The sequence below is a fragment of the Corynebacterium sp. HMSC14B06 genome (assembly GCF_001807075.1).
In the GTDB taxonomy this organism is placed as follows: Bacteria; Actinomycetota; Actinomycetes; order Mycobacteriales; family Mycobacteriaceae; genus Corynebacterium; species Corynebacterium jeikeium_D.
This window is the reverse complement of the sequence record NZ_KV787380.1, coordinates 205,531-229,670: the sequence shown is the minus strand read 5'-3', so window position 1 is coordinate 229,670 and position 24,140 is coordinate 205,531. Positions and strand designations below refer to the sequence as shown.

The 24,140-nt window shown below is 60.1% G+C and carries 18 protein-coding genes; 8 read left to right on the top strand and 10 right to left on the bottom strand.

Going from position 1 to position 24,140, the window contains the following annotated elements; translation table 11 throughout:
- Positions 1-18 precede the first annotated feature (18 nt).
- The 6 genes from pheT to infC form a co-directional block, all read right to left on the bottom strand.
- Entirely contained in the window at positions 19-2,511 is a 2,493-nt protein-coding gene (gene pheT / locus HMPREF3130_RS07065; RefSeq protein WP_070429630.1) for a phenylalanine--tRNA ligase subunit beta, read from the bottom strand.
- Positions 2,512-2,544: 33 nt separating this feature from the next.
- Positions 2,545-3,594, bottom strand: a complete 1,050-nt coding sequence (gene pheS, locus HMPREF3130_RS07060) for a phenylalanine--tRNA ligase subunit alpha (RefSeq protein ID WP_070429629.1) — start codon at positions 3,592-3,594, stop codon at positions 2,545-2,547.
- 98 nt (positions 3,595-3,692) lie between these two features.
- On the bottom strand, positions 3,693-4,523 hold the full coding sequence (locus HMPREF3130_RS07055) for a TrmH family RNA methyltransferase (protein WP_070429628.1): 831 nt from the start codon (positions 4,521-4,523) through the stop codon (positions 3,693-3,695).
- Between the two features lie 184 nt (positions 4,524-4,707).
- Positions 4,708-5,091: a 50S ribosomal protein L20 gene (gene rplT, locus HMPREF3130_RS07050; RefSeq protein ID WP_016422904.1), complete on the bottom strand. Its 384-nt coding sequence runs from the start codon at positions 5,089-5,091 to the stop codon at positions 4,708-4,710.
- Between the two features lie 77 nt (positions 5,092-5,168).
- Positions 5,169-5,363 carry a 50S ribosomal protein L35 gene (gene rpmI / locus HMPREF3130_RS07045; protein WP_005511726.1) on the bottom strand — a complete coding sequence of 65 codons (195 nt, stop codon included), beginning with the start codon at positions 5,361-5,363 and terminating at the stop codon, positions 5,169-5,171.
- 76 nt (positions 5,364-5,439) lie between these two features.
- Positions 5,440-5,991, bottom strand: a complete 552-nt coding sequence (gene infC / locus HMPREF3130_RS07040; RefSeq protein ID WP_172954614.1) for a translation initiation factor IF-3 — start codon at positions 5,989-5,991, stop codon at positions 5,440-5,442.
- Positions 5,992-6,402: 411 nt separating this feature from the next.
- Between infC and HMPREF3130_RS07035 the strand changes: the two genes are divergently transcribed.
- On the top strand, positions 6,403-8,853 hold the full coding sequence (locus HMPREF3130_RS07035) for a DUF2339 domain-containing protein (RefSeq protein ID WP_070429627.1): 2,451 nt from the start codon (positions 6,403-6,405) through the stop codon (positions 8,851-8,853).
- Between the two features lies 1 nt (position 8,854).
- Here HMPREF3130_RS07035 and uvrA read toward each other — a convergent pair whose 3' ends face one another.
- Positions 8,855-11,707, bottom strand: a complete 2,853-nt coding sequence (uvrA, locus tag HMPREF3130_RS07030) for an excinuclease ABC subunit UvrA (protein ID WP_070429626.1) — start codon at positions 11,705-11,707, stop codon at positions 8,855-8,857.
- Between the two features lie 139 nt (positions 11,708-11,846).
- Here uvrA and HMPREF3130_RS07025 point away from each other — a divergent pair, with 139 nt between their 5' ends.
- From HMPREF3130_RS07025 to HMPREF3130_RS07010, 4 genes are all read left to right on the top strand, one after another.
- A complete protein-coding gene (locus tag HMPREF3130_RS07025) occupies positions 11,847-12,554 on the top strand; it encodes an MBL fold metallo-hydrolase (protein ID WP_070429625.1) in 708 nt (235 codons plus the stop codon).
- A 189-nt stretch (positions 12,555-12,743) separates the two neighbouring features.
- The gene (locus HMPREF3130_RS07020; RefSeq protein WP_070429624.1) at positions 12,744-13,613 is read left to right on the top strand and encodes a DoxX family protein; all 870 of its coding nucleotides are present in this window, start codon (positions 12,744-12,746) and stop codon (positions 13,611-13,613) included.
- A 133-nt stretch (positions 13,614-13,746) separates the two neighbouring features.
- Complete coding sequence (locus tag HMPREF3130_RS07015; RefSeq protein ID WP_070429623.1) at positions 13,747-16,248, top strand: HelD family protein; 2,502 nt, start codon at positions 13,747-13,749, stop codon at positions 16,246-16,248.
- Positions 16,249-16,282: 34 nt separating this feature from the next.
- Positions 16,283-17,377, top strand: coding sequence for a DNA glycosylase AlkZ-like family protein (locus HMPREF3130_RS07010; RefSeq protein ID WP_065421639.1), 1,095 nt, complete (start codon positions 16,283-16,285; stop codon positions 17,375-17,377).
- Between the two features lie 84 nt (positions 17,378-17,461).
- On the opposite strand, the gene HMPREF3130_RS07005 is transcribed toward HMPREF3130_RS07010, so the two are convergent.
- Both HMPREF3130_RS07005 and uvrB read right to left on the bottom strand, forming a co-directional pair.
- Positions 17,462-17,902: a universal stress protein gene (locus tag HMPREF3130_RS07005; protein WP_005511992.1), complete on the bottom strand. Its 441-nt coding sequence runs from the start codon at positions 17,900-17,902 to the stop codon at positions 17,462-17,464.
- Positions 17,903-18,034: 132 nt separating this feature from the next.
- Positions 18,035-20,167 carry an excinuclease ABC subunit UvrB gene (gene uvrB, locus HMPREF3130_RS07000; protein ID WP_070429622.1) on the bottom strand — a complete coding sequence of 711 codons (2,133 nt, stop codon included), beginning with the start codon at positions 20,165-20,167 and terminating at the stop codon, positions 18,035-18,037.
- Positions 20,168-20,565: 398 nt separating this feature from the next.
- On the opposite strand from uvrB, the gene HMPREF3130_RS06995 reads away from it, so the two are divergent.
- From HMPREF3130_RS06995 to HMPREF3130_RS06985, 3 genes are all read left to right on the top strand, one after another.
- Positions 20,566-21,450 carry a DUF559 domain-containing protein gene (locus HMPREF3130_RS06995; RefSeq protein WP_049193954.1) on the top strand — a complete coding sequence of 295 codons (885 nt, stop codon included), beginning with the start codon at positions 20,566-20,568 and terminating at the stop codon, positions 21,448-21,450.
- A 94-nt stretch (positions 21,451-21,544) separates the two neighbouring features.
- The gene (locus tag HMPREF3130_RS06990; RefSeq protein ID WP_240593373.1) at positions 21,545-22,234 is read left to right on the top strand and encodes a hypothetical protein; all 690 of its coding nucleotides are present in this window, start codon (positions 21,545-21,547) and stop codon (positions 22,232-22,234) included.
- 104 nt (positions 22,235-22,338) lie between these two features.
- Positions 22,339-23,553, top strand: coding sequence for an aminotransferase class I/II-fold pyridoxal phosphate-dependent enzyme (locus HMPREF3130_RS06985; RefSeq protein WP_069359776.1), 1,215 nt, complete (start codon positions 22,339-22,341; stop codon positions 23,551-23,553).
- Here the strand turns inward: HMPREF3130_RS06985 and coaE are convergent.
- The gene (coaE, locus tag HMPREF3130_RS06980) at positions 23,486-24,127 is read right to left on the bottom strand and encodes a dephospho-CoA kinase (RefSeq protein ID WP_069359775.1); all 642 of its coding nucleotides are present in this window, start codon (positions 24,125-24,127) and stop codon (positions 23,486-23,488) included. The two genes, HMPREF3130_RS06985 and coaE, sit on opposite strands and share 68 nt — an antisense overlap.
- Between the last annotated feature and the right edge of the window lie 13 nt (positions 24,128-24,140).

Genomic DNA, 24,140 nt, shown 5'->3' with positions numbered 1-24,140 from the left:
TCCCTGTGGTCTCCCCTTTTAGCCACGCAGCTGAGCGCCGTGACGGGTAGTGGCCAGCTCAATGGCCGCCTCGCGAGCCGCGGAAGCTTCCTCTTCCTTCAGCGTACGGTCCGGTGCGCGGAAACGCAGGGAGTACGCCAGTGAACGAACGCCTTCGCCCATCTGCTCGGAACGGTAAACATCGAAGATACGAATGGATTCGAGGAGCTCACCAGCACCCTCCACCAGAGTCTTCTCCACCTCTGCGGCGGAGACCTCATCGCTGACAACAAGCGCGACGTCCTGGTGGACAGCCGGGAACGGGCTGAGTACCGGCGCCGGCAGGTGCTCCGTCACTGGCAGTGCATCGAGATTAATCTCCATCGCGCAGGTGCGCTCCGGCAGACCAGCGTCCTTGCACACCTTCGGGTGCAGCTCACCGGCGTGGCCGACGACCTCGCCGTCGACAAGCAGCTCAGCGCAGCGGCCCGGGTGCCACGGCAACACCTCAGCGTTGCGGATCTCCAGCTCGACGTTGGCAGCGCGGGCAACAATGCGCGCGGCTTCGATGGCGTCGGCGACGGTGTACGCGGCCTCGTCACCCCACGGGCTATCCAGGCGGATACGACCGCAGGCGACAGTGGCGACGTGCAGCGGCTGCTCCGGCAGCGACTCCAGCAGCTCGGCGCGCTCGGCCTCGCTCGGCAGACCCGCGGTAGACGGCATCGGCGAGACACCGTTACCGCGCTCGATGGATACCTGCTCCACACCGTAGAGCGACAAGTCGACCTGGCCGCGAGCAACATTGCGCTTCAGCGATTCAAGCATGGACGGCAGCAGAGTCGTGCCCAGCTGAGCGTGGTCAGACTCCAACGGGTTGATGACCTTGACGGTGTTACGACGCGGGTCATCAGCGTCCAGGCCCCAGACGTCGAAGACATCGTTGGCAATGAACGGTGTCGGCAGAATCTCCAGGTAGCCATTGTGAGCCAGCGCGTGGCCGACGAAGCGGCGACGCAGCTGACGCTCGGTCAGACCGCGACCGGCCGGGGCGATTGGGAGGATAACCGGAATGTCTTCCAGGCCCTCCAGACGTAGGATCTCCTCAACCAGGTCAGCGGACATGGTCAGGTCCGAGCGCCAGGTTGGCGGAGTGACAGCCAGGCGGTCACCGTTGTCGACGACCTCGCAACCGACCTCGCGCAGGCGTCCAATGACGGTCTCACGCGGGTAATCAACGCCCGCAACTTCGCTGGCGCGGTTGACAGCAAAGTCAATAGTCGGCATGGTGGCAACCTCACCGAGCAGGGTGCGACCAGTGTCGATAGTGCCGCCGGCGATGTCAGCGAGCAGCTGGCAGGCCAGATCCAGAGCCGGCTCGACCAGAGCGGTGTCCACGCCGCGCTCGAAACGTCGTGAAGCCTCGGAGCTCAGCTTGTGGCGGCGACCACTGCGGAAGACATGCAGCGGCGACCAGTTGGCGGCCTCGAAGACCACATCGGTGGTGTCGTCGGCGATCTCGGAGGTGAGACCACCCATGATGCCGGCCAGCGACTGAATACCATTGTCATCGCAGATGACAACGTCCGCCGGGTCGAGCTTGCGGTCCACGTGGTCGAGAGTGGTCAGAGTCTCGCCGGCCTTAGCGTTGCGGATGTGCAGGCCACCAGCGATCTTGGAACCATCGAAAGCGTGCATCGGTTGACCGAGCAGCAGCATCACGTAGTTGGTGACGTCCGTGGCCACGTTGACCGGACGCTGACCAGCCAGCAGCAGGCGGCGGCGCATCCACCACGGGGTCTCGGCGTTCGGGTCGATGCCGGTGACACGGCGCAAACCAAAGCGGCGGGTGTCGGGGTCCTCGTCGATGGTGACGTTCAGGACCTCACCTTCGACCGGCAGCTCCTTGGCTTTGGCCGGATCGGCGAAGTCGAGGTTGAAGGCGGAGCAGATCTCGCGGCCCAAACCGCGGGCCGATAGCGCGTAACCGCGGTCCGGAGTGATGTTGACCTCGAACTTCTCGTCATCGAGACCGATGAACTCCTTGGCGCACGAACCCAGCTCAGCTGGGGCCGACGGCAGCGTGAGAATACCGGCGGAGGAATCGGTCATGCCCAGCTCAGCTTCGGAGCACAGCATGCCGTTGGAAACCTTGCCGTAAGTCTTCCGTACGGAAATCTCGAACCCACCCGGCAGCACGCAGCCCGGCAGTGCGACGATAACAATGGAGCCCTCTTCGAAGTTGCGGGCACCACAGATGATCTCCTGCAGCTCGCCGGTGCCATTGGCATCACCGACATTGACCTGACAGAAGCGAATTGGCTTCTTAAAGCCCTCGAGCTCCTCAATGTGGTCGACGCGACCGAAAACCAGCGGCCCCTCGACCTTCTCCAGCGGCTCGTGCCCCTCGGTTTCAAAACCAACGCGGACGAAGCCCTCATCCAGCTCGTCCGGAGTGACGGACCAGTCTAGGTTGATGGTGTTCTCTGGGCCGCGAACGATTTCAGTGACCCACGACTGTGGAATGAACATGTAAGTAAAACTCCTAATCTGTAGGTCAGTGAATTAGCCGCGGATACCGAACGGCTGCGTGAAGCGGACGTCGCCTTCGACCATGTCGCGCATGTCGGTCAGGCCATTGCGGAACTGCAGGGTGCGCTCCAGACCCATGCCGAACGCGAAGCCCGAGTACACCTCCGGGTCAATGCCAGAGGCCCGCAGCACGTTCGGGTTGACCATGCCGCAGCCACCCCACTCGATCCAGCCTGCGCCGCCCTTCTTATTCGGGAACCAGACGTCAACCTCAGCGGACGGCTCAGTGAACGGGAAGTAGTTGGTGCGCATGCGGGTCTTGGTCTCCGGACCGAACAGCGCCTTGGCCATGTGGTCCAGCGTGCCGCGCAGGTGCCCCATGGTCAGCCCCTTGTCCACAGCGAGTCCCTCCACCTGGTGGAAGACCGGGGTGTGGGTGGCGTCGAGCTCATCGGTGCGGAAGGTACGGCCCGGGCAGATAACGTAAATCGGCAGGTCACGTGACTGCAGAGTGCGAACCTGGACCGGCGAGGTGTGCGTACGTAGCACTTGCTTGGATCCTTCCGGCGCAATGTGGAAAGTATCCTGCAGAGTACGAGCCGGGTGATCCGGCAGGAAATTCAGCGCGTCAAAGTTGAAGTACTCGGCTTCGACCTCTGGCCCCTCGGCAACTTCCCAGCCCATGCCCACAAAGATGTCACCGATCTGCTCGGACAGAATGGTAATTGGGTGCATACCGCCACGCTGACCCCGCGTGGTGTCCACCGACACGTCGATACGCTCCGCAACCAGACGACGCGCGTTTTCCTCTTCCTCCAGCACGGCAAGACGCTCTGCATAGTGCTTCTCGACGGCTCCGCGAACAACATTTACGCGACGACCAGCATCCTTGCGCTCAGCCTTCGGAATGGAGCCCAGCGCGCGGCGAGCCTGCGGAATGTAACCTTCATCCCCCAAGTGCTCACGACGGGCGGCAGAAAGCTCATCCAGGTTGCCGGCAGCATCAAAGGCATCCGTGGCCTTCTGCGCAGCCGCCTGGAGGGCGTCCTCGGAAAGATCGATAGGATTTGGCGAATCGCTCACGTGTCAACCACTTCTATATAGGACTATCAGTTCTTGTGATGGAACAATCATAGTCGAGGATAACTGCACACGTGCACGCACCTCACCATCGAGGTTTCCTACTTACCCCGAACCGTCTCCCACAGGCACATGGCCGCTGCGGTGGCGAGGTTCAACGACTCCGCCTCGCCCTTAATAGGGATGGACACACTTGCCCCCGCCGAGGCCGTAATCTCCTCCGACAGGCCATGTGCTTCGTTGCCGAAAAGCCAGGCGACGGGACCGTCGGGAAGCGCATCAACGCCGAGAGTGAGAGCGCCATCCATCGCCGTGGCGAGGGCGGTAAAGCCCGCTTCCCTGACTTTCTCCATAACGAAGTCAATATCGCGCTCGCGTGCGACAGGGGTATGAAAAACAGAACCTGCCGAGGAACGCACGGCCTTAGAATTCAACGGGTCAACCGAATCGCCAGCAAGGATAACCGCGCCAGCTCCGAGGGCGTCAGTCATACGCACAATCGTGCCGACATTACCCGGGTCATTGCACTCCACCGGAATCACCAAACAGCCGGACTGCTTTCCAACCTCAATGGCCTCTTCCAACGAAGTGGACACCGCACCTGTGTCGCAGACGGCGAAGAGTCCGGTGGTGGTGACAGTTTCGCTCAAAGAGCGGGCAGCGGAGTCGTCGATAAGCGAAACAGACTTGCGCTGCGTCCCCGATTCGAGATACCCCGTGAGCAGCTCGCGGAACTGCTCGGCGGCGGCTGCCGTGACGAAAACTTCCACGACAGCCTCTGCGCGGATAGCTGCATCGACGGAATTGAAGCCCTCAATGAGGAAGCGACCGGTCTTCTTCCGCTTGGCCGCACGGTGGAGCTGAATAGCCGCCGAGACTCGCGGAGTGCGAGGAGTAAACGGCTCGTCGTTGAAGTACAGCGCAGAGTTCATAGTGATTAATCCTAGTGATGCGGCTCGGGATTCATAACCGCCAGCAGGCCAATGCGGATACGAAAAACCACCGCCGAGGTTATTCGTTAACCCAATCGACGGTGGTTTTTCAAAGATGTTGGCAGGCGCACTGCCAGTAAGCAGACGCTTGCCGACGCTACGTACGAGTTACCTCGTAGCTGCTTTACTTAGCAGCAGGAGCGTTGACGTCCTCCGGCAGAGCGTCCTTAGCGACCTTGACCAGAGCAGCGAATGCCTGCGGGTCGTTGACAGCCATCTCAGCCAGGTTCTTACGGTCAACCTCAACGCCAGCCAGGTTCAGACCCTGGACGAAGCGGTTGTAGGTGATGTCGTTAGCGCGGGCAGCAGCGTTGATACGCTGAATCCACAGACGACGGAACTGACCCTTACGGTGGCGGCGATCGCGGAACTCGTAGGTCTTGGAGTGGAGCATCTGCTCCTTGGCCTTGCGGTACAGGCGGGAGCGCTGACCACGGTAGCCCTTTGCGGAATCGAGAACTTCGCGACGCTTCTTCTTAGCGTTAACAGACCGCTTCACACGTGCCACGGTGATACTTCCTTTTCGTTGTCTTTAAGAACTAGTGAAATTAAGAGGGCGATTGCCCTGGGACGAGACTTGAAAAATTAAGCCTTGCCCAGCAGACGCTTGACGCGCTTGACGTCCGACTTAGCAACGTCCGTGGTGCCCTTCAGGCGACGGGTACGAGTGGACGGCTTGCCCTCCAGGAGGTGGCGGCGGTTAGCCTGCTCGCGGCGCAGCTTGCCGGAACCGGTAACCTTGATGCGCTTTGCGGTGCCCTTGTGGGTCTTCTGCTTCATGTTAAAACTCTCCCCTACCGATCTTTGACGCTCGTGGCGCAAAAATCTCGTTTACAACCATTTCTGGTCAGGTCGGTTACTTCTTACCCTTATTCCGAACCGGCCCCAGGACCATAGTCATGTTGCGACCGTCCTGCTTCGGGCGAGACTCGACAATGCCGTACTCTTCGACATCGGCGGCCAGACGCTCCAACAGGCGGAATCCCAGTTCTGGACGAGACTGTTCACGGCCACGGAACATAATCGTGACCTTGACCTTCGAACCCTTCTCCAAGAAACGAACAACGTTGTTCTTCTTGGTTTCGTAGTCGTGGTCATCAATCTTCGGACGGAACTTCTGCTCCTTGACCACAGTCTGCTGCTGGTTCTTTCGAGCCTCGCGTGCCTTCTGGGCTTGTTCGTACTTGAACTTGCCGTAGTCCATAATCTTGGCGACCGGCGGCTTTGCTCGCGGAGCAACCTCAACCAGGTCAAGGTCTGCTTCGTAAGCGAGCTTGAGTGCGTCACCGGTGCGGACAACGCCCACCTGCTCACCATTCGGTCCTACAAGGCGGACTTCCGGTACTCGAATATCCTCGTTAATACGAGCTTCAGCGCTGATGTGGCCTCCTAGGTTGAACCTGAACAATCTTCGTTTCAAACCGCGATAGCAAGCGGGAAAGGAAGAAAAGCCACGCGTCTACAGCGGATTACTACACACTGTATAAGGACGCCTTCCAATCGTGCGATGTGACATCACCGATTAGGGTGGACCCCGGCGCTACCGTAATTCTTTGGCGCACCTAGGGTGGGACTTAAATCCTCTTCGCTGCCGAATGCAACTAAATGCTCCCCGAAGGCAGCAAGCATCGCATTCTGGCGGTCGTAGACGAGATGTTAACACAGCTGTTCTCGCACACCAAAACCGACTCTTATGCCAGGTTATTTACCATCAGCTCCCCGGCGCGAAACCGAGCGCTAAATAGCGCAATCCGAATTGTAATCAGATTGGTAGATTCTCTCCATAGTTTTTGGGCCAAACACGATTAAAGTCGTCACAATGAATACTGGCTCCAACGGCTTTGGCCCTAAAGCCGAGAACACCAATCCTAATCAGCATTCCGCCCGATACGGCAAGCCACCGACCGGCGATTTTGTCCTGACCGGCGACTCCGTCTCAGAGCTTTCCCATGCTCTGGCAGATCTCGAGGCTAGCTCGCTTCGGCTGGCTCAGCTCACCCGTACTTGGCAGGTGCGCCTTTCTCAGGCAAGCGGGCAAGCGCCGACTGGACCGCACGCGCCTCACACTACGGGAGCGGAATCTGCGCCGGTACCTCAAGCGCCGCCCCATGCTGCACCTCAAGGGGCACATCAACACAATCCGCAACCGCCGCCAGCGCCCAGTCCGCCACTAGAGCAGGCACCTCCTCCCCGTTGGGAACCGCAGGCTGAGCAGACGCTCGCCACACCGCAGTATCCCCAGCAGTCTCAGCAGATACAGGTGCCACCACCGCCAACACAAGCGGACTGGCGGAATCAACCAGCTCCCCTGCCACAGAGCGACGCAGCTGCGCAGCCGATGTTTGGCTTCCCCTCTGCCCACCAATGGCGGCGGGATTCGAAGTCGCCGCAGTCTTCTCCCTCGCCACAGTCTTCTCCCACAGACTCCACCCCGCCACCGAAGCTGCCAGAGGCACCGCGTGAACCTCGCGAGCCCTGGTGGCGCAACGAGAAGGCAATCATCAGAATCATCGCCATCTTCGGTGGTCTCATCACCGCTGCCGGTATCGCATTTTTCGTCGCGGTCGCAATCCAATCCGGCCTGATCGGACCGGCCGGTCGTGTGGTCCTGGCTTACTTGTTGGCCGCCGTGCTCGCGGTCGCAGCTGTGCGAGCGCACCGTCGTCAAGCACCGCCTGCTGGCGTGACGGCGTTGATTGCGACATCACTAGCCGCTGCGCACCTGACAACGATGTCGATGTCCTACCTCCTCGACTGGATTCCGGTGGCGGCGACGCTGGTCATCATGTTGCCTTTCGCTGCAGTCGGTCTATACGGCGCGCGGTGGACGAAGTCGAGTGCAACCGCGGCGTGGACAATCACAATCAACACCGGATTAATGCTGTGGGCGACGATCGGCCTCGACTTCCACGCCCGCCCGCTGAGCTCCTCGCTCGCGCAAATCACCCTTCAACTGATGGTCATCGCCGCTATCGTCTGCCTCCTGAACGTCCCCTTCCGGAAGTACGTAGTCGCATTCCTGCTCGGCGCAAACGTTCTCATCGGCGTAATCACGACCAACAATGCACTGGTGATGCCCGCAATCGCCGCACTCACCATTGCCCTTTTCGTGTTTGCCCAGTTCGGCCCGCTGGCGATGGCTCGCCAACTCACTCCCGAGCTTGACGACGAGCCTTCGGAAACCAGCACCTGGGAAGACGATCTGGTCACCATCACGTCAGTAGTTGCCTTCTCGACTCCGGTTGTAGCTGCAGTCCCAATGGTCAACGCCACACAGTCCGCCTCCAGCCTCTGGCTGCTGTTCTACGGCGGATTCGTGCTGTTCATCGCAATTGCTGCAGTATTCCTTTGGAACCGTGCCATCTTCCGCTATCTCGCCCCAATGGCCTTGGCCACGGCAATTCTGCCCTGGCTAGCGCTCGCGGTGGCAGGCCCGGAAAGGAGCTCAGGAGCCGATACTGGAACCCACACTTGGGGTCTCATCCCAATCTCCATCGGTGCCGCGCTCTTTGTCTGGGCGCTGGCCACAGCACCGAAGCACGGCGCGATTGGCGCACGACTACAGGCTCCTGAACCAACCCAGGATGCCGTGGCACCATATACAAAGATTGCGGCACTGACCTGGCTGCTCGGCGCAACGGTAGTACACCTCTACATCCTGCCCGCAGCGTTGAATGCCGGTGCCGCAGCTGATTACTCGGCAACGTGGGCAGAAACGCTTTCGCTGTTGTTCCTGCTGTGCGCCGATGTCGGCCTGGCCGTGACGGCAGCGAGGTCGCAGCTACCGCCAGCTTTTGCACTGATTGGCCTGGCTGCACTGGGTATGCCATTTATCGTGCTGCTCACGACTATTGGCGTGAGCTTCAACGCCGCACACATGTTGCTGAGTATTTTCTGGGCCACGATTGCCGGCATGCTGGTGCTATCGAAGAGGTTCCACCACATTCCGGCGCGACTGGCAGCGGGTTTAACGATTGCGGCGCTGTCTATCGTCAAGCTGATCTTCTACGACATGGCAACGCTCGATGGCGTTATCCGCGCCTTGGCGTTCCTCGGCTGTGGCCTGATTCTGCTGGCCATGGCGGTCTCCGGGGCGAAGCAGAAGAGTGCCGAGGAGCCGGCGGCACCGGACCGTGACGGCACCGCCAGCAATACTGACGCTGCCGGCGCGAGCGGCGCAGCAGATGCCGACCCCGCTGCTGACAGAATGGAAGGCATCACCCGCACCGACGGTCCTGAGATCTCCGACGGAAACGACCCGACTACCTAAGCTACTTAAGCAGCGGCTTCAGGTACTGCCCGGTGTGGGAGCCGGAACAGTTCGCGACATCCTCCGGCGTGCCCTCTACAACCACGGTGCCACCGCCGGAGCCGCCTTCCGGCCCCATGTCGATGATCCAATCCGCAGACTTGATGACATCCAAATTGTGCTCAATGACAATGACGGTGTTGCCCTTGTCCACCAGGCCCTGCAACACCAACATGAGCTTGCGGATGTCCTCAAAATGCAGCCCCGTGGTCGGCTCATCCAAGATGTAGACCGTCCGGCCATTGGAGCGCTTCTGCAGCTCACTGGCCAGCTTTACACGCTGAGCCTCACCGCCCGAGAGTGTGGTTGCCGCCTGCCCGAGACGGACATAGCCCAGGCCGACGTCGACAAGCGTATTGAGATAACGCGCAATCGACTGAATCGGCTCGAAGAACTCCGCTGCCTCGGAGATGGGCATGTCCAGAACCTCAGCGATGGTCTTGCCCTTGTAACGAACCTCCAGCGTTTCGCGGTTGTAGCGCGCGCCGTGGCAAACCTCGCAAGGCACATAGACGTCCGGCAGGAAGTTCATCTCAATCTTGATGGTGCCGTCGCCCTTACACGCCTCACAGCGGCCGCCCTTGACGTTGAAGCTGAATCGACCGGGCTTATAGCCACGAACCTTGGCCTCTTGCGTCTCGGCGAAGAGGTTGCGGATCTTGTCGAACACACCGGTGTACGTCGCTGGGTTGGAACGCGGGGTGCGACCAATCGGCGACTGATCAACTTGCACCAGCTTGTCCAGCTGATCCAACCCCTCCACGCGGCTGTGTCGACCCGGCACCTGACGAGCACCGTTGAGCTCGTTGCTCATCACCTTGGCCAGGATTTCGTTGACCAAGGTGGACTTGCCGGACCCGGAAACACCCGTAACGCAGGTCAACACGCCGAGGGGGAACTTCACGTCAATCTTCTTCAGGTTGTTTTCGCGAGCGCCCTTGACCGTCACCATGCGCGACTTATCAATCGCACGACGGTTCTCCGGCACCGCCAATACCCGACGACCCGAGAGATACGCACCTGTCAGTGATTCCTCGCAGTCAACGATGCCAGACGGTTCACCCTGGTAGACGATTTGTCCACCGTATTCACCGGCCTTTGGCCCAATGTCGACCAGCCAATCGGCCTCGCGAATCGTGTCCTCATCATGCTCGACCACAATCAGGGTATTGCCCAGGTCGCGCAGGTTTTTCAGAGTCTTGATTAGACGGTTGTTATCACGCTGGTGAAGACCAATCGAGGGCTCATCCAAGACGTAGAGCACGCCAGCGAGCCCCGAGCCAATCTGTGTGGCCAGACGAATTCGCTGCGCTTCACCACCGGACAGCGTGCCTGCCGAACGAGACAGGGACAGATAATCCAGGCCAACGTCAAGCAGGAATTTCAGACGAGCCTGCACCTCACGCAGAACACGCCCGGCAATCATTTCCTCGCGCTTGCCCAGAGTCAGCGAATTCAGGAATGCCGAGCCATCGTGAACCGATAGCTCTGTCAGCTCGGCAATATTCTTCTGCCCGAACTCCGCCGAATCCAACGTCACCGAAAGAATCTCCGGACGCAAACGAGTACCGCTACATGCCGGGCACGGCACCTCACGCATGTACCCCTGGAAACGCTCCTTCTGAGAGTCGCTCTCCGCCTGTGACAGCTTGCGGTGCAGGTACGGCATCACGCCTTCGAAAGGTGCGGTGTACTGGCGAGTACGGCCGTAGCGATTGCGGTAACGCACCGTGACCTTGTGGCTGGAACCATGCAGCAGGGCCTTGCGCTGCGGCGCTGTGAGGTCTTCGAAAGGCGTGGTCGGGTCGAAGCTCATCTCGGTGGCGAGGCCTTCAACCAGCTTTTCAAAGTACTTCTTGTTCAGCGTCTGCCGCCACGGCGCAATCGCCTCAATCGTCGGCAGCGACGGATCTGGAATCACCAGGTCCGTGTCCACCTCCAGCTTGGTACCGATACCGTCACACTCCGGGCACGCACCATACGGCGAGTTAAAGGAAAACGACCGTGGCTCCAACTCATCGATAGCAATACGGTGCCCATTCGGGCAGGCCATCTTCTCCGAGAACCGCTGGGTTCGACGCGGGTCGTCCGCCTCTAGCCCGACGGCGTCGATGACCACGACGCCGTCGGCAAGCAGAAGCGCCGTTTCGACGGAATCGGTGAGCCTGCGCTGCTGCGACTCCTTCACCTGGAGACGGTCAATGACCACGTCAATGTCATGCTTGACCTGCTTCTTCAGCTTCGGCGGATCCGTTAGACGGTGCATTTCACCATCGACGATGACACGCGCGTAGCCCTCGGATGCGAGGCGTTCAAACAGGTCGACGAATTCACCCTTGCGCGTGCGCACGACGGGTGCGAGGACCTGGAATTTGGTGCCCTCCGGCATCTCCATGACCTGATCGACGATCTGCTGTGGAGTCTGTGAGGAGATCACTTCCCCACAGGTCGGACAGTGCGGAGTACCGGTGCGCGCGTAGAGCAGACGCAGGTAGTCATACACTTCAGTGATGGTTCCGACGGTCGAGCGCGGGTTGCGGTTCGTCGACTTCTGGTCGATCGACACCGCCGGCGAGAGCCCCTCAATCATCTCTACATCGGGCTTTTCCATCTGCCCCAGGAACATGCGCGCATAGGAGCTCAGCGACTCCACGTAACGGCGCTGGCCCTCGGCGAAAATTGTGTCAAATGCCAGTGACGATTTACCCGACCCCGACAGACCGGTGAAAACCACCATCTTGTCTCTGGGCAAATCGATGTCAACACCCTGCAGGTTATGCTCGCGGGCGCCTCTGACCATTAGACGTTCAGCCACAGTGGGAAACCTCAATTCGTCGACGATTCACTGCCGACTAGTCTACAGTCCATAACCAATTTTTCGCACATGTGTTCAGAGACTCGTGGTTACGTTGCGCTCCTAGCGCGCCGACAGACACCTCATTACCCTGGGGCGCATGAACGACGACATTACAATCAGCCCCTACTCCAATTCGCCGAGCACGCGCGGCGTTGAGCGCATTGACTACGGCAATGTCACTATTTATAAGACCTCCGTCGGATCGATGGACAACAACGTCTACCTTTTGGTGGACTCCCGCGAGCCCGACAATTCCCTACTTATCGACGCCGCCACCGACGCCGACCATCTAATCCGCCTGGTTGAGCACGTCGGCGCGCAGGTCCGCACGATTGTCACCACGCACTCCCACGGCGATCACGTTCAGGCGCTCGGCGAGCTCCTGCAGGCATTCCCGGCCCGCCACATCACGTCCGGCCTCGACGCTGCCGACATTCCCGAGCCCGCCGACCAGCAGCTCGACGGCGGCGAGACCATCACGTTCGGCGAGGACATCACGCTGCCCACGTTCATCCTGCGCGGACACACCAAGGGCGGTCTCTGCCTCGACCTGTCCGCCAAAGAAGCCGGCGCGCTTTCCGACGACACCCCGTCACACCACCTCTTCGTCGGTGACAGCATCTTCCCAGGCGGTGTCGGCAAAACGTACTCGCCCGAGGATTTCACGCAGCTTATCGACGATGTCGAGAGCCGCCTCTTTCACGTCTACCCCGCCGACTCGGTGATTCACCCCGGCCACGGCAAAGACACCACAGTTGGTGTCGAGAGCCCCGAGGTCGAGAACTGGCGCCAGCGTGGTTGGTAGCGCTGGATGAGCGTGGTCGGTAGTGCTGGATGAGTGTGGTTGGCAGCGCTGGATGCAGCCGGAGCTTCTGAAAAACTCGTCATTCCCGCGACATAAATAGGCCGGGCTGCGTAGGATTAATAGTGAATTACAGCGACCAGATGGCCAAAAACACGGTTTCACCTGGACGACAAAGGAGATGGAATTTAGATGATTCGCAAGTTTGCCCGACCAATGCTGGCCTCGGTTTTCGTTGCCGACGGTGTCGACACGCTGATGAACCAGAAGGATCATGAAGAGGGCGCACGCGACCTGATTGCCCGCGTCCGCTCCGTAACCCCGAACCAGTACAACAAGTACGTGCCAAATAGCGAGAAGCTGGTTGTCCAGGTCGTCGCTGGCACCAAGGTTGCCGCAGGTTCCCTCTACGCTCTGGGTAAGGCCCCACGCCTGTCCGCCACCGCTCTGGTCGCTGCACAAGTTCCGACGATGCTCGCTCGCCACGCATTCTGGGAAACCCAGGATTCGAAGGAGAAGGCAGCTCGCCGCACTGGTTTCCTGACCGACATCGGTTTGCTGGGCGGCCTCTTCCTTGCTACTGCTGACCCCGACGGCAAGCCGGGTGTCGCTTGGCGCGCTGAGAAGGCAGGCAAGCAGCTGAACAAGAAGGTTCAGGCTGCCCTGCCGACCAAGTCTGAAACCGAGCAGCGCACTGAGGAAATCAGCGCAGCCTTCGCTTCCGCCGGCGAGAACGTCCGCGAAAAGGCCGAGCTGCTCCGCGACCGCGCATCTGAGGCCACCGATGGGGCTCGTGAATACGTCGAGGACAACAAGGACGGCTGGCGCGAGCAGCTCACCGACGCCTTCGACACCGCTAAGAGCTACGTCGAGGACAACAAGGACGACTGGATTGCCAAGGCTACCGAGCTCGCTGAGGACGCGCGCGACTATGCCGAGGACCTGGGCAAGGATCTCAAGAAGGACACTCGCAAGCAGCGCAAGGAACTGCGCAAGCGCGCAGCCAAGGCTTCCAAGGAGGCCAAGAAGTCCGCAAAGAAGGCGCAGAAGCGCCTGCAGTAAGTTTGCTGCCGCAGTTAAAGCGGTATACTTAAACGCTCCCCACGCCACTACGCGTGCGGGAGCGTTTTCATATTTTTATATTCATTCAGCACATCAGTTAGCACTAATTTTGCGATTCGTTGAGGAGACCAGGTTGGCGTCGCGCGCATCCGAGCCCGGGCAGGACCAGACAGGCCGCATTGGCCACACTGGCCAGGCAGGTCTGCCGGACCAAGCAAGTTCAGCACCACAGCGAGAAGAAGAGAGTACCCTCGCTGCCGAACAGGCCTACGTCGACCGTGCGTTCAGCTTCCTCGACCGGGCACGCGAGCGCGACCAAGAGTACCTGCGCCAGGTCATGCTCATCGACGACCCAGACCCGCAAGCCCGCGTTGAACGCGAGGTGGAATACCACCGACTACAGGCTAATCTGGACCGCTACCGCTCAGCCGAGATTGGCCTGGTCTTTGGTCGAATCGATATCGATGACACAGACCCCGACAATCCTTTGTCAGAGGAAGGGCCGGGGGCGACCGTCGATAAGCGATACATCGGGCGAATCGGCCTGTCCGATGAAGACGACGACTACCGCACGGTCATCATGGATTGGCGTGCCGACGGCGCGCGCCCGTTTTACCTGGCCACGACCGCGCATCCCGAGGGAGTCAGTCTGCGTCGACACCTGCGCACTCACGGCCGGAAGGTCCGCAGCATTGACGACGAATGGCTCTCCGGCGAGGAAGCCGACAGCGCACACGAGACCGAAGTTGAAGCGGGCGTCGGTGGCGAATCGGTGCTGCGGGAGGTCATGAATCAAGCGCGCACCGGCCATATGCGCGGCATTGTGGAGACCATTCAGCGCGAGCAGGACCTCATCATCCGCGACTCCACCCGCGGCACCCTGGTCGTCCAGGGCGGTCCCGGCACGGGCAAGACGGCGGTGGCGCTGCATCGCGTCGCGTGGCTTCTCTACACCTACCGCAATCAACTGGCGAAAACCGGTGTCCTCATCATCGGCCCGAACACAACCTTCCTCGACTACATCTCGCGCGTGCTGCCGAGCCTCGGCGAAACGGGCGTGGTACTGACCACCATTGCCGATCTCTACCCCGGCGTGCGCGGTTCCAACGCGCTTATCGACGGACACAACCCCGAACCCCTGGTTGCGCAGGAAGTTAAGGGCTCGATTGAGATGCTCACTATCCTGCGCGAAGCCGTGCGGGCCTACCAGGAGCTCCCCGCGGAACCTCTTGAAGTCCGGAACGACAACATCACCCTGACGATCACACCTGACATGGTGAAAGCTGCACGCACGCGTGCGCGGCGGACTCGGAAACCCCACAATCTGGCCCGGCCGATTTTCCGCGATCACGTGGTGGAACTGCTGGCCGCACAGATGGCCGAGGTCATCGGTGCCGATCCGCTGGGCGGCGAAAACCTCCTGTCCGTGACCGACATTGCCGATCTACGCGACGAAATCGACGAATCCGGAGCAGTTGCCGACATCCTCGATGAGCTGTGGCCTGCGCTTACGCCCGAGCGGGTGCTGTCGGAGCTGCTGAGCTCTCGCGAGGCCATCGACTACGCCGCCACCGATTACGACGAGCTGACGCGCGAGGCTCTCTACCGGCCGGAAGGCACCGACTGGATGCCTTCCGACGCCCCGCTTCTCGACGAGCTGGCGGAACTCCTCGGCCCAGTTGGTGACGCGGAGGCCGATGAAGAGGATTGGCAGGCCCGCGTCGAGGAAGCGCAGGGCGCGTTGGATACCCTGTCCAGTTCTGCGTCCCAGGATCTTGACGACGGCTTCGAGGCCGAGATCTTGTCAGCGTATGACGTCATCGATGCCGAGGCACTGGCCGAACGCCACCGTGAGCGCGACCTGCGATCCACCGCCGAGCGGGCGGCGGCGGATCGCCTGTGGGCCTACGGCCATGTCATCGTCGACGAGGCTCAGGAACTCTCCGCGATGGCCTGGCGAATGCTGCGCCGCCGCAGCCCCAACGGCTGGATGACCCTCGTCGGCGACGTGGCCCAGACGGGCTCCCCCGCAGGTGCCGCGACCTGGGATGATGTGCTGGAACCCATCATCGGCTCGAGGTGGCATCTCCACGAGCTGACCGTCAACTACCGCACCCCAGCTGAGGTGATGGAGGTCGCCGCCAGCGTCCTGGCCGAGATTGATCCGGAGCTGGAGGCACCGCAGTCGATCCGCGCGACCGGCCGCAAGCCTGTCCAGGCTCGCACCGTGACGGAGGCTCTGGCGCATGTGGAGCAGGTTGCGCAGCCGGACCGCCTGGTCGCTGTGATCGCGCCCGCCGAGTTGCTCGAAGCCACGCGCGCGGAGGTGCGGGATTTTCTCGGTGGTGGAGCTGATGGAGATGGTGACCCTGATGGTGCTGGCGGGGCTAGTGCCGCCGATGACGCACCTGCTACTCGCCCCAGCAAACTCACCAACTGCGCGGTCTACGACATCACGACCTCAAAAGGCCTGGAATTCGACGAGGTCATCGTCGTTGCGCCCGACCAGATTGTGGCGCAATCCCCACAGGGGCTACAGGACCTGTACGTTGCACTGACTCGTGCGACCCAGGGGCTAATTGTTGTGGCGCCTCAGCAGTCGGGCGTTTTGCCGGAGCTGCAATGGTTAGAATGACGAGGATAGTGCCGTACAGAATGAGTGAGACATTATGTCCCAAAACTATCTACCTCAGCTAGCTGAACTTCGCGCACGCCGTCTCATTGCCCAGGGGTTAGCTGCAAGTCAAGCACGCAGCGATTGGAATACAAACCTCAACTCGCCTGCATTATCAGCAACGCATGGCATGGTCGCTCTACAAGGGCAGAATTATTCGAACGGTGTTAATGCCATCGCCCTACGCAGTGGCAGCACCACCGACGATGTTTTAGCAGCCATTTCTTCTTACGACATCGTTCGCTGTTGGTCTCAACGAGGCACCCTGCACTTTGTTTCAGCGCAAGACGCGGGAGCAATTATGAGGTTGACGAATCCGCGCATCGAAAAGGCAGCAGCAAGACGTCGTACGACACTCGGGCTTTCTCAAGATGATGTGCAGACCGCAAGGGCAGCATTTCATTCCGAATTGCGCTCACGTGGCCTGTCCGACCCGCTGACTCGGACTGAAGCCTATGAGGTTTTCGCAGATCATGGAATAGACCCCACGGAACAAAGAGGTCCTCACCTACTGCGCACATTCGGCGGCGAAGGCGCTGTCGTCCAAGGGCCACGAAAAGGATCCGAAGATACCTTCGTCCTGCTTGCCGACGTAACTTTCAAAGGCGGCCTCTCAGCAAATACCACGGAGGGCTCCAGCACAGAACACTCAGCTGAATCCACGCTGGCCGACATTGCCTGGCGCTATGTTAATTCCCGCGGACCTATCTGTGTAGCTGACTTCGCGTGGTGGCTGGGGCTGACGAAAACTCAAGCGAAAAAGGCCTTTAAGCTTATCGACCACTTAATAGCTCCTTTCTCCCTCGATTCCTCTGCCTCTCCGCACACGCCAACTGACACAGAATTCACCGGCGAAGGACTCGCACAAAATGAGTACTTCATGCCGGCATGGCAGCAGAACGTAGCTGAGGCCGAGCTTGAAGCCGCGCTTTCACTGACGCTTCGACTGCCCGCTTTTGACGAGTACCTCATGGGCTATGGCAGCCGTACCGAAGTTCTTCCTGAATCCCTTCGCAACCAGGTCTTAACCAGAAACGGAATTAGCTGGCCTTTTGTAGTTGAAGAAGGGGTTATCACCGGCCGACAATAGAAAAACCGGCACCTCAACTAAGAGATGCCGGTTTAAAACGAAAGCTAAATTGTTAGCTGACGGTCTTACTAGCTCACCGTTTTGTTAGCTCACAGTGTGAACAATCATGACGTCACAGTCCGACTGACGAGCAACATCAGCCGGCACGGAGCCCAGCAGACGACCAGTCAGCGAGTTAATACCGCGGTTGCCAACCACCAGCAGGTCAGCGCGACGGTCAGTGACCAGAGACATCAGAGCCTCAACCGGGGAGCCGGAACGAACCTCGGTCTCAACCTTGGTAGCGCCGACGGCCTCTGCGGCCTCCTTAGCAGCAGCCAGGTTCTTCTGAGCCGGGTCATCACCGAGGACCTGAACCGAATCCTGGCGCAGGGTCTTGGACGCATCCTCTGCAGTCTCGTAGTAAGCGCAGCCGATAACCAGGGTGGCATCGAAAGCAGCAGCAATCGAGGCAGCGCGCTCTACTGCGAGCAGCGACGACTTAGAACCATCCGTGCCGACAACAATGGTCTTGTAATCACTCATGAAAACTATCCCTCACTGTGGAAGTTGCATTAAAACAGTTCATCGTGCGTAACGCCGTCGTTGCCCCGAACCCACTGGCCAGAGCCACTTTCGCGAATACACTGTTTTACTTCCCACAACAGTAGCAAAAAACTACTCGACACCGGCCTCAATCATCCCCTTAAGTTCCTTCTTGAGGTCGAAAATCTCATCGCGCAAGCGCCCCGCGAGCTCGAACTTCAACTCTCGCGCAGCCGCGGCCATCTGCTCCGACAGGTCCGCGATAAGCGCCTCAAGCTCCGCCCTCGGCATCTGCTTACCGCTAGCACCATCGGCCGCGCCCGAGCCGTCGGCACGCGAGAGCAGCGCATCAGCGGCCGCACCGGTCTTGCCTTCGTAATCGGTGTCAGCGTTGTCGTAGACCTGATCCAGAATGTCCGCGATCTTCTTGCGCAGCGGCTGCGGATCGATGCCATGCTCAGTGTTGTAAGCAATCTGCTTTTCGCGGCGGCGCTCCGTCTCGTCGATGGCGAACCGCATGGAATCGGTGATCTTGTCGGCGTACATGTGCACCTCGCCGGAGACGTTTCGCGCGGCACGACCAATCGTCTGAATCAACGAGCGCTCCGAACGCAGGAACCCCTCCTTGTCGGCGTCGAGGATTGCCACCAGCGAAACCTCGGGCAAGTCCAGCCCCTCGCGCAGCAGGTTAATACCGACCAGCACGTCGTACTCGCCGAGACGCAACTGCCGCAGCAGCTCAACGCGTTTGAGCGTATCCACATCCGAATGCATGTACCGCACCTGCACGCCATTTTCGAGCAGGTAGTCGGTCAGATCCTCCGCCATCTTCTTCGTCAGGGTTGTGACGAGAACGCGCTCGTCACGCTCGGTGCGCTTTCGGATCTCGCCGATCAAATCATCGATCTGCCCCTCAGTAGGCTTAACGACGATCTTGGGGTCCACCAGCCCAGTCGGACGAATAACCTGCTCCACATACTCGCCACCGGTCTTTTCGAGCTCATAGTCACCCGGCGTTGCGGACATGAACACGACCTGGCCCACGCGGGCATCGAATTCGTCGAACGTCAGCGGGCGGTTATCCAACGCCGATGGGAGGCGGAAACCGAAGTCGACGAGGTTGCGCTTACGGGAGGCATCGCCCTCGAACATGCCGCCAATCTGCGGCACGGTGACGTGCGACTCATCGATGATGGTGAGGAAGTCCTCCGGGAAATAGTCAATGAGCGTCGCGGGGGCCGAGCCCGGCGCGCGACCATCGATGTGGCGCGAGTAGTTCTCAATGCCGGAGCAGAAGCCGACCTGTTCAATCATTTCGAGGTCGTACTCCGTGCGCATGCGCAGACGCTGTGCTTCCAGCAACTTGCCCCGGTTTTCCAGATCCGCCAGGCGTTCGGCGAGTTCGGCCTTGATGTCCGCGACGGCCCGTTCCATCCGCTCCGGGCCTGCGACGTAGTGCGTAGCTGGGAAGATGCGCAGCTCAGGGACTTGGTCGATGACGTCGCCTGTGACTGGATTGAGGTAGTACAGCGAATCAATCTCGTCGCCGAAGAACTCCACCCGCACGGCCTTTTCTTCGTAGGCCGGGATGATATCGACCACGTCACCTTTTACTCGGAAGGTGCCGCGGGTAAAGGCAATGTCATTGCGGGCGTACTGAATGTCCACCAAAAGGCGCAGGAACTGGTCGCGGTCGACTTCCTCGCCCTCCTTCAGCCACACCGAACGGTCGAGGTATGACTGCGGGGTACCCAGGCCATAGATGCAAGAAACAGAGCTGACGACGACTACGTCGCGACGCGACAGCAGCGCTGAAGTAGCCGAGTGGCGCAGGCGCTCCACGTCCTCGTTGATGGAGGAATCCTTTTCAATATAGGTATCGGTCTGCGCGATGTAGGCCTCGGGTTGGTAGTAGTCGTAGTACGAAACGAAGTACTCGACCGCGTTGTTTGGCAGCAGGCTGCGGAGCTCATTGGCCAGCTGGGCCGCAAGCGTCTTGTTCGGTGCCATGACGAGGGTTGGCCGCTGCACCTTTTCGATCAACCACGCTGCGGTGGCTGACTTACCGGTGCCCGTGGCACCCATCAGGACTACCTCGCGCTCGCCTCTATCTAGGCGGTCCGACAGTTCCGCGATTGCCTGCGGCTGGTCGCCCGAGGGCTCGAACTCGCTGATGACCTCGAAGTTTCCCTCAGCGCGCTCGACTTCACCGACGGGACGGAACTCCGAGTGCGCGAGGACGGGTTGCTCTGCTGCAAATGCCATAGTTCCCAGCGTAGCGAAGGCTGTCTTGAAAGCGGCTGGTTACGTTACTTCCTGGGGCTTTGGGCTGTCCAGGGCTGGGGCCCAGGGGCTTAGGAGCGGCTGTCGAGTTCCGGACCAACATTAAAACCGGCACAGATTTGGACAAGGCTGGCATAAAGTCGCTGCCAGGCCAGCAAAGGCGGGTTCCGCTTCACCAGCTGGCCCTTAGTGCGCATGGACTGACTCCTGGTGAAGCGCAAGCCGTCTTATCGATGGTCCGCGGCTGCGGCTGCGAGGCTGCAAGGCTGCAAGGCTGCGGGAGGCCTGGGTTATCCACACCCTGAAAGTTGTCCACAGATTGGACGTGGAGCCTCTCTCACAGAAAATCCCCTGGGCCGAAAAAGCTTAGAGTCCCGACCATGGGAAGTTTCACCACGGCCGAGTTGCGTGCACTCGGCATCGGAGAGAAAAAGACCAGAGCCCTCCTACAACAAGGCAGGCTAATTAAATTGGTACGTGGCCTCTACATTGACGACCACTCTCCCGCCTCAGTCGCCCGAGCAATCACGGGGCATTACAAAAGCATTGCGCTAACCGGTAAAAGCGCAGCTCAAATCCACTTGAGACTTCCCCTGACACTTCCTATCCAGGCAGAAGGCGCGGGATCAGTTCAGGCCGAGACCTTCTCCATTAGGCACAGCCGCCTACCGTCCTACACCAGCATCAATGGCCTCCCAGTTGTCGAAGCACTCTGGGCAGCACGAGCTTCAAAAGACTATGCACGCAGAATCCTGGAAACACACTACGCCGGCCGGGACGGCGAGAAGCGACTCAACCACGACCTCAGCCGGATGCGGAAAGTTCCCGCCTGGCTGCGTGAAACCATCGCCACCACGCCAATCGGCTCATGCAGCGAACTCGAGCGCAAGCTGGCCCGTCCACTAATCAAGCGCGGGTACCGCATCCGAATGAACCAGTACATCGGCCCCTACTGCTTCGACATCCTGCTTGACCAGTGGAAAATAGCTATCGAAGTCGACTCAGAGACGTACCACGCTAACGAGGACTCGTTCATCGCAGATCGCTGGAAGGCCAACTCCGGCACGCTGCACGGCTGGATAGTCCTGCGGTTCACAGACTCATGCATCAATTGGAATCTCGACAGTGTCCTCGACGAAATCGAGCAGGCAATTCGATGGGTGCAAAAGCGCCGTCCCCGCGTGGACTATAAACCAGGATGGCCTGCCTGTCAGAAAGTTTGGGAATGGAATCCAACGGTTGGCTACGCCAATAAGCAGCGATAAACAGCCGATATCGCGAGATAAACAGCCATCCACTTGCCAAATTGTTATTTATTTTGTAATGAAAACTGACCGAACAGCAACTAGCCTGGCGCCTATGAACACTTCGCGCCGCACACCAGTCCACACGCCCGCTACGACTCGCCCAGGTTCCACCACTCGAAAAGCAACCTCACACCGAGCCCTTGTGGCCGGCATCCTCGCTACCACCGCATTGGCTTTCACCGCCTGCTCAACACAGGAAACTGAAGCAGCGCCCGAATCTGCTGCTCCGGTTGAAACCACTACCGTTACTCAGACCGAGGATGGCGTGTCTGACAAGAGTTCGGGCAACACGCCAAACCCAACCGGTTCTGCACCGGACCAGGGAGGCGATACATCGACGGCGGAGACTGGTGGCGCGTCGACGTCGTCAAGCGAAAGAGGCGACAACGGCGACGGGAGCCGGCTTCGTCAGGACATGACCGCTGAAATCTACAACAACCCCTCGCCGGGATCTACCTTCATGGCGGCCGGCGAACAGGCAACCACCTGCATCTACGGCGATGGGTACGGCCTCAACCTCATCGCGGCGGGCCCGAATACCAGCTGCGACTTTGCGAAGGCCGTTTTCAACCAGCAGACCGAGGGGCTTAACGCCTCGGAGGACAATATCCGCGACCACCTGCAGCCAAACATCAAGGCCAAGAGTCCCGCGACCGGGAAGACCTACGACCTCAGCTGCAGCACACAAGACGACGTTGTCGTGTGCACCGGCGGCAACAACGCGAAGATTTACATGTACTAGCGCACCAGGTGGCGGTCGGCAGTCGGTGCAACTGCTGGCCGCCAGCCGCGATTCGCCGATGGGGAATCGCAACAAGCCCGCAAACTCCCGCCTACAGTGAAACCATGACTGTTTCCCGCTTGCGCCCCTTCGGCGAGACCATCTTCGCCACCATGTCCCGCCTCGCTACCGAGCACGAGGCAATCAATCTTGGGCAGGGCTTCCCGGATTGGGATGGGCCGGACGAGGTGCTCGCGGAGGCGCGACATCAGATAGCTGGAGGAAACAACCAGTACGGCCCCGGCCGCGGTATGAAGGTGCTCCGTGATGCCATCGTCGCCGATCGCGCCCGCCGCACGGGGCAGGTCTACGACGCCGACACCGAATGCCTCGTCACGGTCGGCGCCACGGAGGCGATTGCCGCCACCGCCTTGGGGCATCTCGAACCCGGCAGCCACGTCATCGTCATCGAGCCGTACTACGACTCGTACAAAGCCGTCATCGCACTGGCTAACTGCACATATACCGCGGTGCCGCTCATCCCCGCAGCTTCCGGCACGGCACGCTCCTGGTCGCTCGACCGCAGCGCGCTTGCCGATGCCGTCACCGCTAAAACGGCCATGATTATCATCAATTCGCCGCACAACCCCACCGGCACCGTCCTCACGGAGGAGGACTTGCAGGCCATCGCCGATGTCGCCATCGCAAACAATCTACTCGTGCTTGCCGACGAAGTCTACGAACGCCTGTACTTCAACGGATTGTCACACTCTTCCATCAGCGCTCTGCCCGGCATGCGCGAGCGAACCATTGTCGTGTCCAGCGCCGCAAAAACCTTCAACGTCACCGGATGGAAGATCGGCTGGGCGCTGGCCCCGACCGAACTACTCGATGGCGTCGTCAAGGCCAAGCAGTTCTTGAGCTATGTCGGCGCCACTCCCCTTCAGCCCGCAGTCGCCCGTGGCCTGCAGGAATGTGCCCCATGGGTGGACGAGCTGGCGGGTCAGCTCGAGGGCAACATGCGGCTCCTCGCCGATGGGTTGGAGGGCCTTGGCGCCGACGTCTTCACGCCGCAGGCAGGGTATTTTGTCGTCGCCGATGTCTCGAGCTGGGGGCTTGGCGACGCCCTGGAGACCTGCACCCGCCTGGTCAAGGAATGCCGCGTCGCAGCCATCCCCGTCACCGCTTTTGTGGATGACCCAGAGTCAGAAAAGTACCGCTACCTGGTGCGGTTCGCTTTCTGCAAGCGCGCCGAGGTGATTGAGGAGGCTATCATCCGGCTGCGGGATTATCTTGCTGCCCGGCCTGCAGCTGGCGAATCTGATTCAGCGGCTGAATAATCCGCTCCCAAATCCGGTCGACCTGGCGCACGAGGTCCTCCTCGGTGCCTGAGTTTTCCAGAACCACGTCGGCGAACTGCAGGCGCTTGTCATCGCTGATTTGCTTAGCGATGCGCTGCTTCGCATCCTCTCGGTCTACACCGCGGCTTTCCACCAGACGGTCGAGACGGACCTCCACCGGGGTATGCACAACTACGACGAGGTCCTGTGCTTCCGACTGCCCCATTTCAATCAACAGCGGAGAGTCAAAAACAATGATGGCGTCACCTGCCGCGTTGAACTGCTCTTCGGTGCGCTGCTCAATACGCGGATGGGTGATGGAGTTCAGCAGCTCCGTCTTCTCCGCGGATACGAAGGCCCGCTTCGCAAGTTCGCCGCGGTTGAGGGAGCCGTCGTCAAGCAAAATGCCCTCGCCGAAAGCTTCGGCGAGTTCGGCCAGCGCCGGTTCCCCGGGTTCGACGACATCGCGAGCGATCTGATCAGCGTCGATGATGACAGCACCGAGCTCGGCAAACCTACGGGCGACCGTAGATTTCCCACTGCCCATGCCACCGGTTAGTCCTACTTTGAGCATGTCTCTAAGGGTA